General features: G+C 45.6%; 13 protein-coding genes and 1 pseudogene. 8 read left to right on the forward strand and 6 right to left on the reverse strand.

The window, feature by feature from the left end; genetic code table 11:
- Together QUA45_RS24285 and ppk1 are read left to right on the forward strand one after the other, a co-directional pair.
- A pseudogene (locus tag QUA45_RS24285) lies at positions 1-344 on the forward strand (hypothetical protein); the annotation flags it as partial.
- A 241-nt stretch (positions 345-585) separates the two neighbouring features.
- Positions 586-2,769 (forward strand): polyphosphate kinase 1, encoded by a 2,184-nt coding sequence (ppk1, locus tag QUA45_RS24290; RefSeq protein ID WP_333095014.1) that lies wholly within the window; start codon positions 586-588, stop codon positions 2,767-2,769.
- A gap of 215 nt (positions 2,770-2,984) precedes the next feature.
- Here the strand turns inward: ppk1 and QUA45_RS24295 are convergent, their stop codons facing one another.
- A complete protein-coding gene (locus QUA45_RS24295; RefSeq protein WP_015176488.1) occupies positions 2,985-3,155 on the reverse strand; it encodes a hypothetical protein in 171 nt (56 codons plus the stop codon).
- A 202-nt stretch (positions 3,156-3,357) separates the two neighbouring features.
- On the reverse strand, positions 3,358-3,858 hold the full coding sequence (locus QUA45_RS24300) for a hypothetical protein (RefSeq protein WP_333095011.1): 501 nt from the start codon (positions 3,856-3,858) through the stop codon (positions 3,358-3,360).
- 80 nt (positions 3,859-3,938) lie between these two features.
- Here QUA45_RS24300 and QUA45_RS24305 point away from each other — a divergent pair, with 80 nt between their 5' ends.
- The 3 genes from QUA45_RS24305 to QUA45_RS24315 all read left to right on the forward strand — a co-directional run bounded on the left by QUA45_RS24305 (position 3,939) and on the right by QUA45_RS24315 (position 6,378).
- Positions 3,939-4,490, forward strand: coding sequence for a DUF2854 domain-containing protein (locus QUA45_RS24305; protein ID WP_333095010.1), 552 nt, complete (start codon positions 3,939-3,941; stop codon positions 4,488-4,490).
- 211 nt (positions 4,491-4,701) lie between these two features.
- Positions 4,702-5,772, forward strand: a complete 1,071-nt coding sequence (locus QUA45_RS24310; protein WP_333222321.1) for an FAD-dependent monooxygenase — start codon at positions 4,702-4,704, stop codon at positions 5,770-5,772.
- A gap of 114 nt (positions 5,773-5,886) precedes the next feature.
- Positions 5,887-6,378: a DUF3598 family protein gene (locus QUA45_RS24315; RefSeq protein WP_333222322.1), complete on the forward strand. Its 492-nt coding sequence runs from the start codon at positions 5,887-5,889 to the stop codon at positions 6,376-6,378.
- A gap of 104 nt (positions 6,379-6,482) precedes the next feature.
- Here QUA45_RS24315 and QUA45_RS24320 read toward each other — a convergent pair whose 3' ends face one another.
- Entirely contained in the window at positions 6,483-6,830 is a 348-nt protein-coding gene (locus tag QUA45_RS24320; RefSeq protein ID WP_333222323.1) for a DUF779 domain-containing protein, read from the reverse strand.
- 157 nt (positions 6,831-6,987) lie between these two features.
- Complete coding sequence (gene exaC, locus QUA45_RS24325) at positions 6,988-8,508, reverse strand: acetaldehyde dehydrogenase ExaC (RefSeq protein WP_333222324.1); 1,521 nt, start codon at positions 8,506-8,508, stop codon at positions 6,988-6,990.
- Between the two features lie 298 nt (positions 8,509-8,806).
- On the opposite strand from exaC, the gene QUA45_RS24330 reads away from it, so the two are divergent.
- The 3 genes from QUA45_RS24330 (at position 8,807) to QUA45_RS24340 (ending at position 11,790) form a co-directional block, all read left to right on the forward strand.
- A complete protein-coding gene (locus QUA45_RS24330) occupies positions 8,807-9,544 on the forward strand; it encodes an A/G-specific adenine glycosylase (RefSeq protein WP_333222325.1) in 738 nt (245 codons plus the stop codon).
- Between the two features lie 819 nt (positions 9,545-10,363).
- Positions 10,364-11,566 (forward strand): phytochelatin synthase family protein, encoded by a 1,203-nt coding sequence (locus tag QUA45_RS24335; protein ID WP_333222326.1) that lies wholly within the window; start codon positions 10,364-10,366, stop codon positions 11,564-11,566.
- 77 nt (positions 11,567-11,643) lie between these two features.
- Positions 11,644-11,790, forward strand: coding sequence for a hypothetical protein (locus QUA45_RS24340; protein WP_333222327.1), 147 nt, complete (start codon positions 11,644-11,646; stop codon positions 11,788-11,790).
- A 3-nt stretch (positions 11,791-11,793) separates the two neighbouring features.
- Here QUA45_RS24340 and QUA45_RS24345 read toward each other — a convergent pair whose 3' ends face one another.
- Positions 11,794-14,892: a WD40 domain-containing protein gene (locus tag QUA45_RS24345; protein WP_333222328.1), complete on the reverse strand. Its 3,099-nt coding sequence runs from the start codon at positions 14,890-14,892 to the stop codon at positions 11,794-11,796.
- A gap of 36 nt (positions 14,893-14,928) precedes the next feature.
- Positions 14,929-15,794 (reverse strand): AAA-like domain-containing protein (locus tag QUA45_RS24350; protein ID WP_333222329.1); only part of this gene is annotated, 866 nt, incomplete at its 5' end.

Consider the following 15,794-nt stretch of genomic DNA (forward strand, 5'->3'; position numbering starts at 1 on the left):
TTCTTGCACCCTTCCACCTTTTTAGGATAACACAACTCATACAGTGTTTACTTTTGCAACTGCTTCAGCAAACCCTAGATAAATATCACCCAGTTGCGATCGCGACTTTAATAGAGTTGATTCCTAATTATCACCCTGAATATTCTATTTTTGACCCGGCAGATAGCTTACTGCAAATTATGAAAGGTAAACACTTCGCCACCGCAGTCTCAGGTTTAAAAAAATGCCTAACTTCGGAAATCTACAAAAATGATTTTGGTCGGAATGAAAGATGTCACGAAGTCATCTGGGAGTGTGCCGAAAATATGACTTACCCAGAATTTTATCAAGCATGGCACGCTTAACCCACCGCTGGAATTGCCGTTAACAGGTTTTCCGCCAAATCAAGAGGACTTGCCGAATGCGGTACAGAATTGGATGGGAGGGATGGGTTCGCAATCCAGGGGTCGGACAGGGCAATGCCGTTTCCCTACAGGTATTACAAGAACGCACGATCGACCAAAAGCAGATGCGAACAAATCCTTTAACCTACAATACTATTTCTAGAGATGCCATCACCGAGCCTCCCAAAGAGTCCCTCAAACCATGCCCAAGCCAAAAAAGACCCCCGCCAAAACCTACACTGAAATCAACCTCAGCGATCCTCAATATTACTTCAACCGAGAACAAAGCTGGCTAGAATTCAACAACCGGGTGCTCCACGAAGCCCTCGACCCCCGCACGCCCCTCCTAGAAAGACTTAAATTTCTCGCTATTTTTAGCTCCAACCTAGACGAATATTTTATGGTGCGCGTGGGCGCCCTCAAACAACAAGTACACGCAAAAGTCAGCAAATTGACCTCCGACGGCAGCACGCCCCAACAACAGCTAGATGCCATTAACAAGCGGCTTTTGCCAATGGTTACTCAGCAGCACTCCTATTTTGAGCAGACCCTGCGGCCGAAACTAGCAGCAAGCGAAATCTACATTCTCGACTACATTGACCTCAATCAAGAACAGCGCAATTACTTGCACCGCTACTTCAAAGAACAAGTATTTCCCGTACTCACTCCCCTAGCAGTTGACCCCAGCCACCCATTCCCCTACCTTTCCAATCTCAGCCTCAATCTAGCAGTAGTAGTCAGAGACCCCGACACGCGGGAAGAATTATTTGCCCGCGTCAAAGTACCGCAGGTTTTGCCGAGGTTTTTGCCACTACCGGGCGATTTGCAGTGGCAGCAGAGGGGTAAATCTCCTGTTTGGACTGGCGTGCCCCTCGAACAGGTGATTGCCCACAATTTAGAAGCTTTGTTTCCGGGGATGGACGTTGAGGAATATCACCCGTTTCGCATTACTCGCAATTCCGATTTGACGGTGGAGGAAGATGAGGCAGAGGATTTGCTGCTGGCAATAGAACAGGAGCTCCGCAAGCGCCGGTTTGGAGGTTCTGCGGTGCGGATGGAAATTCAAGCGATTATGCCGCCTGCGCTGCGAGATATGCTGATGGAGGAGCTGGATCTCGGTGAGCAAGATGTTTACGTCGTAGAGGGGCTGCTAGGCCTCAAGGATTTGATGTCTTTTGTGGGGTTGCCGGTGCCGGAACTGAAAGACCCGCCTTGGACTCCGGTTGTGCCGCCGCGCTTGCGGAACTCGGAATCGGCAAGGATTTTAGACAAATCGAGGTTGGATGCTGAAGAGGGCGAGGATATTTTCACCACCATCCGGCAGGGGGATTTGATGCTGCACCATCCCTATCACTCGTTTGCTGCGACGGTACAGCGGTTTATTACTGAGGCGGCGCACGATCGCTCCGTTTTAGCAATTAAGATGACTTTATATCGCACTTCTGGAGATTCGCCGATCGTCAGCGCCTTAATTCAAGCAGCGGAAAACGGCAAGCAGGTAGCCGTTTTAGTAGAGCTCAAAGCTAGGTTTGACGAAGAAAATAATATTAATTGGGCTCGCAAGTTAGAACAAGCTGGAGTCCACGTAGTTTACGGTTTGGTGGGACTCAAAACCCACACCAAAATTGTGATGGTAGTGCGTCGCGAGGACGGGTACATCCGCCGCTACGTCCACATCGGCACCGGCAATTACAATCCCAAAACAGCCGGACTGTATACCGATGTGGGTTTGTTGAGTTGTCGCGAGGATTTGGGCTCGGATTTGGCGGATTTGTTTAATTATTTGACTGGTTATTCCCGGCAGGTATCTTATCGCAAATTATTGGTGGCGCCTGTCAATATGCGCGATCGATTTTTAGCTTTAATCCGCCGCGAGGCAGAATTTTGCCGCTTGCAGACTGAAGGCGGCAGCGGTAGCTGTGGCCGCATTGTCGCTAAAATGAACGCTTTAGTTGACCCTCAAATCATTGTTGCTTTGTACGAAGCTTCGCAAGCGGGAGTTAAAATTGATTTGATTATTCGGGGGATTTGCTGTTTGCGTCCCGGCGTTGAAGGTGTTAGCGAAAATATCCGAGTTATCAGTATTATCGGCCGCTTTTTAGAGCATTCTCGGATGTTTTATTTTTTTAACGGTGGCGACGAAGAGGTGTATATTGGTTCTGCTGACTGGATGCAGCGCAATCTCACAAGACGGGTTGAAGCGATCGTTCAGGTGGAAGACCCGACAATTGCTAAGGAATTGCAAGAAATTTTGGGTGTAATGCTGGCTGACAACCGCCAAGCTTGGGATTTGCAGCCGGGAGGACACTACTCTCAGCGGCGGCCGCCTGCTAATTGCCCGGAAGTGAGTTCTCAGCAAATTTTGATGGATATGGTGATGAATTAGTTATTAGTCATTAGTCATTAGTTAGTAGTCAGTAGTTGTCAGTTGTCAAATTTGCAGTTAGCAGGGTTCGGTTTTTGTTAGCTATTAAGCTGTACTGCATTTAATTTTGACTTTTTGGGCGGTCAAGATGCCCACCCCACACGATTTTCACTAACATAACTATTCAAATTAAATGCGCGACAACTAATGACTAATGACTACTGACTACTGACGACTTAACTGTTAAAAGTACGCTTGAATTCTTCTAAGAGATCGTCAATTTCTTCGATCGCCTGACTCACATCTATTCTCAGGGCTCCCAAGTCCGATCGATCTAACAGCCGCACGAGAGATTCCCGCTTGCTCTCGATCTCTGCTACGCGCTCTTTGATTGTTTGTGCATCCATGGTTTTTTGCCTTTGCTACTATTAACAAAAATATTTGACACTCCCCCCTGCGAACAGACGGAGATTCTTAATTCACCGACATACCTTTTTGGGCAAATCCTTCACTGTTTTTATCTGGGAAGTGATGAACCTGCTCAGGGTTTTTTGGTCTGTGTTATAGTTTGATTGTACATCAAAACTTCAGCCAAACTCCAGCCACATTTTAGCGTAAAAAAGGCGGACGTTTGCTATCTGCGGGTTTATTTTTCATCATTCCAGCTAAAAATCGCTTCAGGGCCTTCTCCCGGTTTTTCATAAAAGCAGCCCAAAATCCCGGTTGATATTCATCCATCGTCTTGGCTAGGGCCCAGACATCGATCGCTAAGATATTATAAAGCCTTTCATCTTCGCGTTTGAGCGAGTTAATCTGCTCCAAAACCGCCTTGTTTGCTCCAGCAGTTTGTTTGTCTTCGTCTTTAATCATGTCCGAAAAATGGTTGAAAGGGCAAGAGTGTCGATCGCGATCGCCACTCTGTATACTTTGATGATACTGCCGATCTCGATTGCCTTCTGGAACCAACGCCGCGCAATTAACACGGATATTTACCGATGGCGTGCCCGGGCGAGTCCGGCAGGATAAGCTTCTGAACCTAGAGACAAGACTGTGGATGCACACCGCTCCCGCGCTCATAGATGCTAGCAGTTTTTGCAGGTCTTTTGGCAAAAAAACTAAATTTATTCAAGACTTTTTGACAGATAATAATTAAAGTATATTATTTCTGTCCGACTACTTACCTCACTAATATGTTACGCAAAATTTCTTTAGCAAACCTAGCCTTAGTTGTTGGCGGTATTATAGCAGCAGTCGGTTTCGGAGCCTACTTCACAGACAGACCTACCCTGAACCTAGCCGGTTTTTTTTATGGAATTCCGCTGTTGCTGGGAGGTTTGGCCTTGAAAGCGGCCGAACTCGAACCAGTGGATTTCACCGAACCTACCTCTGCTGAAGTTCTCCTGCTGCGAGAAAGTCAGGCCACAGATACTCAAAACCAAGTCCGCAAAGATGTCACTCGATTTCGCTACGGCCAACAAGCGCACTTAGATGATGCTTTGGAGCGCCTGGGCCTTGCCCCGACAGACGAGGAACGGCCGCTCCTGCAAGGGTTGCGGGAAGTTAATGTTGATGGTGCTTATGGGTTAATTCTAGAGTTTTATTCGCCGCTAATGCCGATCGAAGTCTGGGAAGAAAAGCAAGACAAAATAGCTACTTTTTTTGGACCAGGTTTGCGCGCCCAAGTCAGTCAAAAGGCTGGTGACAAAATTGAAGTGGCTCTAATTAAAAATACTCAAGCTTAAAGTAGTCTTAAGTTTTGAGTGCGTGAATTTTGAAGTCATCAATTAAACATTAATCCTGCATCAGCTTAGATACTAATTTTAGCGGCAGCTTGAAACCTGTCGCTATCAACATAAACTAAATCCGCAATTGGGCGATCGCGCAAATTAGATTTTCCTTAATTACAATAATAGTTGAGAACCGATCGGCAATCTTAAATCAGGAGAAGCACAAATGGTTTCGTCCCAAAGCAGGATAGGTATTATCGGCACAGGAACATCAGGAGCTTATCTAGCAATTCTGCTGATTCAACAAGGGTTTCAAGTTGACTTGTTTGAAAAAGCACCCCATCCGCGCACCGATGGCTGTGGTATCCTGATCGTACAAGCAGGTATGGAAGCGCTGCATAAAGGAAACCCTCAAATTAGCCAGAAAATTATTAACTCAGGCGATCCGGTTAAATTATTCGAGTTTCGCAACCTCCGCGGCGGTGTCATCAATTCTGAACCCGTCACTTATGAAGAAAATGAACTCCCAGGAATGCTGGTACACCGCAAAGCTATTCTAGAAGCACTCCTCGACGAGTTACCGCCTGAGTGTATTCATTTTAATGCAGAATTAGCATCGATCGCCCAAACCGAACACAGTGCGATCGCCCACTTTAAAGATGGCAGTAAATGGGAAGGCGATCTTTTAATTGGTGCCGATGGAATCGTCTCAAAAGTTCGTCAGTATATAGTTCCAGGCGTTGAACTATTCTATTTAGGCGATATCGTCTGGCGAGGAATTGTCGAAGATCGCAGCTTCTGTCCCGAAGGAAACTTTTTTGTTTATGTACGCGGTAGGGGAATTTATGCCAACTTCTTTCACATTGGTGGAGGTCGCACTCATTGGGGTTTCTTTATTGAAAAAGAGCGGGCAGACTCCGAAGTAGGGAAACTACAACCTAATAATATTACCATTCCTCCCCAAGAACTCGCAAAACTCCCAGATGATGCCCGAAAAGTGATTGAATCAACCCCTGTGGAAAATATTGTCTGTCGTTTTTCCTATGACATTGACCCCCTACCAAAAATCTATGATGGCCGTGTGATCTTAATTGGAGACGCGGCCCACGCGAAAAGTTCCACACGCGCTAGAGGTATGACTTCCGGTTGGGAAGATGGTCTTTGTTTAGCACAACATCTCAGAGATAGTGCTAACATTGCCGAAGCACTGGAAAATTTTCAATCCGAAAGATTACCTATTGTCCATGAATATCAACGCACTAGCCGTGAAATGAGTCTGAAAATAGGTCGTCGTTAGCCCAATGCAAAATCATCAATATACCCAGATACCCGACTTTTTGAAGAAATCGGGTATTTCAGAAAAAAGCATTTTACTCGATCGCGTTTTCTAAAAAAACTGGAGGCTGATTTAATGAGTAACGATCCTGTAATTCATCAAGATACCGTCACCCCTGTGAACTCTCCCGATTTGGAGAAAGTTCCTGAGATTTTTACCCGCCATCTTGGAACTTGGAAAGGCGAGTTTATTAAGACTGATACTCGTGGACATTTTTCTCGCAGCTTCTTCGGTACTTTTACCATCTCGATTGATGGAATTCACTACAGACAAGTTAACAATTATGAATATTCAGATGGTTCTCGCCTCCAGCTTAATTTTCAAGGTGAATTTGAAAATCGGATTCTGAAAATGTCTTCTAGCACTTCTTCGGATTTTTCGGCTGTCGTGTGGGATGCAGGCCAGGAAACAGTTTGCTTTCGGGCAACTAAAACTCAAGATAACGCACTGATTACTTTTGTAGAAACCATGACGTTACTAAGCGAAAATCAGCGAGTTCGTAGCACTCAAGTCTTTAAAAATGGCATTTTCGATGGTATTTCCTTTATTGAGGAAGTACGGTTGTAGTCGAAGCAACAACTGCATCTGTTTCTTTCTCTTCCTTCACGTTTTTAGCGTCTTCGCGCTTGATTTAATCTTACTCCATAAGCGATCGGATTTTAAAAAACAGGTTAATTAATATTGGCAAACAAGCGAGAACGAGTAATAAAACGCTCTCCATCCGGCCCTTCCAGGGAAAAATCGCTGCCTCCGGGCCCGGATGCTACGTCTATAATTAACTGCGTGTGCTGCCAATTTTTGTATTGCTGCGCTGCAATATAAAAGGGGCAACCGCCTATTTCGCCGAGTAATACGTCACCATTACCGACGATCAATTCCCCGCTGGGGTAGCACATGGGGGAACTACCGTCGCAGCAGCCGCCGGATTGGTGAAACATCAATTCTCCGTGTTGACTTTTGAGATGGTTAATTAATTTTAAAGCGGCTTCTGTTGCGGTGACTTTTGCGATCTTTTCCATTGCAGTCTCTTTGTGTAGCACTTTTATTTCGTTGGTGAATGATTTTTTTTTAATGAACCGCAGAGGGCGCACAGAAGGAGAGGAAAGAGAGAAAGAAGGAGTTCGCCAATCACTGAAGTTTGTCCTTCTTCCTGTTTCCTTCCCAATGACTAAAACCTTAGAAAAAGCCTAAAGCTTTGGGGCTGTAACTTACCAACAAATTCTTGGTTTGCTGGTAGTGATCTAACATCATTTTGTGATTTTCGCGGCCGATACCAGATGATTTGTAGCCGCCGAATGCTGCGTGGGCCGGATAGAGGTGATAGCAGTTTGTCCACACGCGGCCTGCTTGAACGGCACGACCGATGCGGTAGGCTGTGTTGATGTCGCGAGTCCAAACTCCTGCACCTAAACCGTAGAGAGTATCGTTGGCAATTTCTAATGCTTCGGCTTCGTCTTTGAAGGTGGTGACTGCTAATACTGGGCCGAAGATTTCTTCTTGGAAAATTCGCATTTTGTTGTTTCCTTTGAAGACTGTTGGCTGGAAATAATAGCCGTCTTGCAAGTCGCCGGATAAGATGTTTCTTTCGCCACCAATCAGGCATTCTGCGCCTTCGGCGTGACCGATTTTGACGTATTCGGCGATTTTTTCCATCTGGTTGATGGAGACTTGGGCACCGAGGGCGGTTGTGGGATCTAAGGGGTTATCTTGTTTGATTTGGCGGATGCGATCGATCGCCCTTTCCATGAATCGATCGTAGATTGACTCCTGAATTAAGGCGCGGGAGGGGCAGGTGCACACTTCTCCTTGATTAAACGCAAACATGACGAATCCTTCGACTGCTTTGTCGAGAAATTCATCATCTTGGGCGCAGATATCTTCAAAGAAAATGTTGGGGGATTTGCCGCCTAGTTCTAGGGTGACGGGAATGACGTTTTGGGAGGCGTATTGCATGATTAGCCTGCCGGTGGTGGTTTCGCCAGTGAAGGCGACTTTGGCAATCCGGGGACTGGTGGCGAGGGTTTTGCCGATTTCGGCGCCGGGCCCGTTAATGACGTTGATTGCGCCGTCTGGTACTAAGTCGGCGATGATTTCCATCAGTACCAAGATTGAGGCGGGGGTGGGGCCTGCTGGTTTGAGCACGACGCAGTTGCCGGCGGCGAGGGCTGGGGCGAGTTTCCAGGCGGCCATTAATATCGGGAAGTTCCAGGGGATGATTTGTCCGATGACGCCTAGGGGTTCGTGGAAGTGGTAGGCGACTGTGGTTTCGTCGAGTTCGCCGATCGATCCTTCTTGAGCTCGGATGCAGCTTGCGAAGTAGCGGAAATGGTCGATCGCCAGCGGTATGTCTGCGAGGCGGGTTTCGCGAATTGGTTTGCCGTTGTCCCAGGTTTCGGCGATGGCGAGGCGATCGAGGTTTTCTTCGATGCGATCGGCTATTTTGTGTAAAACCCGCGCCCTGTCTGCTGGGGAAGTCTTACCCCACTTGTCTTTCGCGGCGTGGGCGGCATCTAGTGCCAATTCTACATCCTCCGCGCTCGATCGGGGGACTTGACAAATTGATTTTCCTGTAATTGGAGACAGGTTTTCCGAGTATTTTCCTTTCACCGGTGGCACCCACTTGCCGCCGATAAAGTTCTCATAGCGAGTTTGAAAAATCGACTGACTGCCGGATTGAACAGGTGCTGCTACTACCATGTTATTACCTGATTAAAAATTGTTTTCGCGGAGGCTTGAAATCTCTTGAACATCAACTATCGTCTATTTTCTATAATTTCTGTTGTTTGCTATACAAAATTTTACATTTTTAAAATATTTGAAATCCCAATCTTTTCTCGGTTTCCGGGTCTGGCTGGTGGTTAATAATATTTTTTTACTAAACGCAGAGAACGCTATTGAGGTCAAGAGAAAAAAGCAGAAAAAGAGAAGCTCACACATTATTTAAATCTGCTATTATATAAATATAAAATTGACAGTTTCTCAAAGTGCCAATCAAATGCCTGCAATAAATGCCGTTGTTTTTGATTCTGATTGCGAGCCTGGGTCAAAGCCTTTGAATGCAGCCAAAGTCCGGTGGTTCCGCCGCCGGCTCAAAACTTGGGCCCAGCAGAATTTCCGGGATTTTCCTTGGCGGCGTACCTGCGACCCCTACGCGATTTTAGTGGCAGAGTTGTTGCTGCAAAAGACTACTGCCGCTACAGTGGCTCCGATTTATCAAGAATTTGTCGATCGATATCCGACTCTCTCGGATTTAGCGGCCGCGCCTGCTGCGGAAGTTGCTAGTTTGTTGCAGCCTTTGGGTCTTTTTTTTCGGGCGCAAAAGCTGCGGGAATCGGTGCTGGTTATCTTAGAAAATTATCAGGGAAATGTTCCCCGCACGGAAGCTCAGTTGCTGGAACTTCCCGGAGTTGGCAAGTACATTGCGCGATCGGTTTGCGCTAATGCTTTCGGACAGCCAAAAGCGGTGCTCGATACGAATGTTGCTCGGATTTTGCAGCGTTTTTTTGGGATTGACGGCGGTAAGGTAAAATCGCGATCGCCCGAACTTTGGGAAGCAGCAGAACGAGTCGCTCCCAAACACCAAGTCGGGCCGTGGAATTTAGGACTGCTGGACTTTGGGGCGGCAGTTTGCACTGCAAAAAACCCCCGCTGCGGCGAGTGTCCGCTGCAACAGCAGTGCGAGTACAAAATTAGCAGCGAACTCAATTCTAGGCTCATTGCAGAACTCAGTTGAAAAATTTTGTGCAGTCATTGTAGGGGCGGTTAAAAACAATTTCTGAGTCAAACCAACAATCTCAAAAACCCGCCCCATCCCCTGTTAATACTATTAATTAATTGTGCCACAGCAGAAGTTATGTCCGAAACTTAGTACCTTTACCAGGTTGCTAAAAACACTTTAACTCTCATTTTTACAGCTCTACAATTATCCGCTAGTTGAGAGTAATTTTTGACAAAATTGCTGGTTCTGCTAACCAAGAATGGAGCAGAAACTTGCGCGGTGACATCTTTGCTAATTCCCGTATCGTTATCAGCCACCTCAATATAAATCCCCTGAGCATCAACCACCTCAGTGCCAATTCAAATGCCCGATTTAAATTTGATTGATGGCAACTCTTACAACTGTTTATCCGACTCTTATAAAACATCGATCGCGTGATTGAGCATATTCAGAAAAGCTTGATTTATCTGAGATGTTGCATTATTTTCAAGAAGCTTTTTATGAACAGGCTTTCCGGCCTGTTCCACAAAGAGTGAATTTTATTGTGGAACAGGCCGGAAAGCCTGTTCTTGAGAAGGGTCAAAGATGTGAGATTAAGCCGAGCTGCATACCGCTCAATCTGTGGCAAATTTCCGACTTGTTTCATCAGCTTGATGTCTAGCCGTCTGTCGCAAATGGTCGCGTTTTTTAAATTTGCACCCAGATAGTCCAACCTTCGCAGCGTTTTATTGCTATACTTGAGAAAAATAGTAAATAAGTGCATTTATCATTATCAATGTGACGATATTGCATAATATTTATTAACACCATAAGCAATAAGGGTTAAAACACTCAATGTCGGCTCAAGGGTTTTATCGTCGTTCACTCCCCGATTCTGCTATTGCCTTTTCCTCGGTAGAGGGAAAGCAAATATTTCGAGAAGCGTTGGCATTGGGAGGTATGGAAGGGTATTTTGCTCTAGCGGAACAGTTTCATACTCAAGCAGAACCGGCTTTTTGTGGATTGGGTAGTTTAGTTGTTGTTCTTAATGCCTTATCCATCGATCCGGGTCGCATTTGGAAAGGGGTGTGGAGATGGTATGGAGAGGAATTTTTAGACTGTTGTTTACCTCTTTCAGTCATTAAAGAAAACGGTATCACCTTTGATGAGTTTGTCTGTATCGCACGTTGCAACGGTGCTGTTGTAAAACCTAACCGTTACCACCAAAGCAGCTTGGAAAACTTTCGACAAGCAGTGGAGGAGGTGACTGCGGCGTCAGGTGATATTCATCTAGTTGTTTCCTACAGCCGAAAGGTATTGGGACAAACGGGCGATGGTCACTTTTCACCAATTGGTGGTTATCATCCAAAGCGGGATCTAGTTCTTCTGCTGGATGTTGCTCGTTTCAAATATCCACCTCACTGGGTTTCTTTGCCATTGTTATGGCAAGCATTTGAACCTGTCGATCCCGTCACTAATCAATGTCGAGGTTATATTTTATTGCAGAAGAGTGAAAGGTTGCCAGAAACCTTCTTTCATGTTGCTTTTGATTTACATCAGTGGCGTAGTGTTGCTCCTTACTTTACAGAAATACTCCCAGACATTCTGAGAAAAGAGCAACCTGATTCAATTGCTTCCTTTGTCAGTATCCTCCTGCACCATTGGCCTGTTGAATTCACAACTATGGTGGATACCTCCTCAGAGACGGCCGAGAGACTTGAGAAATTACGGGCAGCTATTGAGTTAAATTCACTGTTTGATATTGTTCACCAATGCTTGTCAAGCGATGACTCGGATGCAATGTCTGTTGTAGGGAAGTGGCCGCAACAGCCCTTCGTAGCAGAGATAATAACAGCAATATTACTCTCCTGTCCCGAAACGCTCTATGCAACTCTCAAACCCGAGTTACGACTCTGGTTTAGTGAGGTTCGCCACCTTGAGAAACTACTCCCTCCCTGGGATATAGAGATATCTAGATTGAGAGAACAAATGTCAGCACTCCAGGAGTTTTACACTTTATATTCCAAGGGACATCAGTGCAATATCCCTCAGAGTTAGCACCTACCGCCTTTTGAGCTCCCCAAACCTCGACTAACGACAAAAGTGAAAATTAAATAGCAAGATTTAATAATCCGATGCTGGTGGCGGTTGTGGAGGAAGATTCGCGGCAGCGAAATATTAGGGTTGTGACTGATGCGAGTGAGGAATGGACAACAGAAAAAGTGGCAGTGGTGGTAAAAAATGTAGTGCGAACATCTGGCTGGCTGGCTGTTTTTGCCTAAATCCTATTTGATTGACGGTTGGCTGAGGTAATCAGCACACATCTGTTTATCCTCTTCAGTTGCTTTCGGATTGGTTCTGAGATAATCGCCGATCCAATTGCAACCTAATGCCATTAGTTTATCAGCCTCCCAAACCCATAGTTTGATGGTGTTGTCACTGCTTCCGGAAGCCAAAGTCAAGCCATTGGGACTAAAGGCGACGCTCCAGACCGAATTGCTGTGCCCGGTGAGGGTAGCGATGGGTTTTTGGCTTTCCAGATGCCACAGTTTGATGGTATTGTCACTGCTTCCAGAAGCCAAAGTCAAGCCATCGGGACTAAAGGCGACACTATAGACCGGATTGCTATGCCCGGTGAGGGTAGCGATGGGTTTTTGGCTTTCCAGGTGCCACAGTTTGATGGTGTTGTCAAAGCTTGCAGAAGCCAATGTCTTGCCATCGGGACTAAAGGCGACGCTCAAAACAGAATTGCTATGCCCGGTGAGGGTAGCGATGGGTTTTTGGCTTTCCAGGTGCCACAGTTTGATAGTGTGGTCAAAGCTTCCAGAAGCCAATGTCTTCCCATCGGGACTAAAGGCGACACTATAGACCGGATTGCTATGCCCGGTGAGGGTTGTGACCTCTGTTTGGCTTTCCAGATGCCACAGTTTGATGGTGTTGTCACTGCTTCCAGAAGCCAATGTCTTCCCATCGGGACTAAAGGCGACGCTCAAAACAGAATTGCTATGCCTGGTGAGGGTAGCGATGGGTTTTTGGCTTTCCAGGTGCCACAGTTTGATGGTGTTGTCACCGCTTGCAGAAGCCAATGTCTTCCCATCGGGACTAAAGGCGACACTATAGACCTGATTGCTATGCCCGGTGAGGGTTATGACCTCTGTTTGGCTTTTCAGATGCCACAGTTTGATAGTGTTGTCAAAGCTTGCAGAAGCCAATGTCTTGCCAATGCCTGACGGCAGGCTAGCGCCAATGGGACTAAAGGCGACGCTCAAAACAGAATTGCTATGCCCGGTGAGGGTAGTGATGGGTTTTTGGCTTTCCAGATGCCACAGTTTGATGGTGTTGTCACTGCTTGCAGAAGCCAATGTCTTCCCATCGGGACTAAAGGCGACGCTCAAGACCTTATTGCTATGCCCGGTGAGGGTAGCGATGGGTTTTTGGCTTTCCAGGTTCCACAGTTTGATGGTGTTGTCACCGCTTGCACAAGCCAATACCTTGCCATCGGGACTAAAGGCGACGCTATAGACCTGATTGCTATGCCCGGTTAGGGTTGTGACCTGTGTTTGGGTTTCCAGATGCCACAGTTTGATGGTGTTGTCATAGCTTGCAGAAGCCAATGTCTTGCCATCGGGACTAAAGGCGATGCTTCTGACAGAATTGCTATGCCCGGTGAGGGTAGCAATGGGTTTTTGGCTTTGCAGGTTCCACAGTTTGATCGTCTTGTCACTGCTTGCAGAAGCCAAAGTTTTTCCATCTGGACTAAAGGCGACGCTAATGACCACATTGCTATGCCCTTCCCAACTATTGCGCTCTTTTACTGCGGACACTGCTTGTTGCAGCGCAGCTATCACTCGTCCTCTAATATGTTTTGTCGTCTCGGCTGAAGCATCTAGTTGTTTGAATGCTTGTCCTGCCTTTAATGCTTCCAACAGTGCTTGGAATGTCTGTCCTGAACGAAATGATTCATTAGAAAAAGCCGTTTCCTGGATGACATTTGCTAAATTCTGAGCTTGAGTGACTTTATAGGTGGCCAATTGCTCTGCTTTAATTAGCGTCTGATTCGCTTGAGTCAAAATTTTATTCGCTTGTTTTTGTGCTTCTAACTCTCGTTCAACTTCCCGTTGTTGGACTTCCCGACTGGCATTTAAAAACTGATAATCCACATCGCTCAAACTTTTATCTGCGGCCCAAGTTTGAGCATCTTGCAAGGCTTGACCCCGCAACAGCCGCGATTCATCCTGGAAATTAGACTCTATCCAAGCTTTAAAACTTTCGCTATAAGGGCGGAGATCCGCTAATTGTTTTTCCACCCAATCCAGGTTAAAAACCGATTGATAAATCCGGTTATAAACTTTAAGTTGGCCAGACTGCTTAACCACCAACCCAGTTAATCGTAGTTCCATTTGTTCGGGACTATCATCAGTCGCTATTTCACGGTGCTGCAAAATTTGCTGATATAGTCCCAATAACCGACTGGCCCGTTGTTCGCTGCGTAAAATACGATCGCGAATCGTCTTTAAATGCTCTGGCTCATCCTGCCCTTCCCAATTCTCAATCACCTTTTCTCGAACTAAATCTCCCACCCACTGATCAGGATTTTGGATTGAGACCGAGTTGGCGTGAGTGAGCAGTAATTTACAAACTTTTTGCGTTAAAAACGGCTGTCCTCCTGTCCAATATAACACCGCTTCTAACAATGCTTGTGAATTTTCTGCTGGAGTTTCTAAGCCCACGGCTAAAGGTTGGGATTCTGCTAATTGAAACCCCGTTAACTCTATCCCTCGACCAATATTAAAAGGAGTGCGTCGCTTGTCTTGAATTAAATCTGAGGGAGTTGCTACCCCTAACATTGTAAATGTTAATCGACGATAATCGGGTTTATCAGCTCGATTATTATAGCAATCACGAATCACAGCAAAAAAATCTTCTATTTTAAAATTTAAGCTGATTAAGCTGTCCGACTCATCGACAAAAATTACTATATTTTCTAAAATATTCTTGAGTAATACTTCTTCAATAAATTTACTAAATCGTTTGACATTCGATAGTAACCTATTCTGCTCCCACCATTCATCTAAATCAAAAACGTCATACAAATCTAATCGGCTGACGATGCTATCAATTACGCCTGCATACCACTCTTCTGGTGTAATATCTGAGGTTCCTATTTCTGTGATATCAATACTACTACAGGCGATTCCCTCTGCTTGTAACCTCTGCATTGTCCGCACTCGCAGGGATGATTTTCCCATTTGTCTGGAATTAAGAACATAGCAGAATTCTCCGGCTTTTAAAGCTTGATAAAGTTCTTCATCCGCTTTTCGAGTGACATAAGTTGGGGCGTTTGCAGGAAGGCTACCCCCCACTTGATATTGATAATCTTTCATAGAGCATTGTTAATTTATAGGTGAATAATCCGAGAATTAAGGAATCAATTTGTACAGTCGTACAGGTTCAGGAATTCCCTTTAACTGTTGCATACCTAAGTCAATCACATTTAAAGATAAATGGGTTTTAACAACTTGATAAACTGTCTCAGAAATACAGATTCCTCCTGGCTCTGCTTTCCCTTCTAAACGAGCCGCTAAATTTACACCAGCCCCCCTAATATCCTTCTCAAAAGAGAATATTTCCCCCAAGTGAATACCAATCCGGTGTTGCAGGACATGACTCGGAGGTAAGGTGGTAGCAGCTTCGGCGAGACTTCGCTGTATTTCTAGCGCACAGGCAACTGCTTTTACGGCACTTTCGGGAAAGCAAATTAATAAACCATCGCCCATTTCTTTAAGGACTTTGCCTTGATGTTTAGCACAGATGCCTCGGATGATGTTGAAATCTCGATTCACTAATTCTAGTGTCAGCTTTTGGTTGGCAACGGATAAGGCGGTGGAATTAACTACATCCGAAAAAATAATAGCTGCTAAATTACTCTCTACGGGCAAGCTTGATGAGTTATTAGGTGGTTGCACAGCAGTCATATTTGCTCGGGGAGACGCTAGGCGATGGCTAAAGTATTGACGATACAAACCACACAATGGCATTACAGCATTTCCCTGAAATTTTATCAACCCCATGCTTCGCAATTTAAAAGCCTCTCCGGTATTAATTTCTACAGGTTGTTCGCTGTTAATTACTTGTCTAATTGTTGCTGCTAGTTCTGCATCTTTTTCCAAGTTAACTAAATGCCGTCGTAAATGATCGTAGTAAGGGCTTTCTTCAGTAGGAGCGACTTTTAGCAAGCTATCTAAGGTAATTCTCCCCCTGGCAACTTGGTAGAGAGCAACTCGAA

The sequence above is a fragment of the Microcoleus sp. Pol12A5 genome, from assembly GCF_036701435.1.
GTDB lineage: Bacteria > Cyanobacteriota > Cyanobacteriia > Cyanobacteriales > Microcoleaceae > Microcoleus.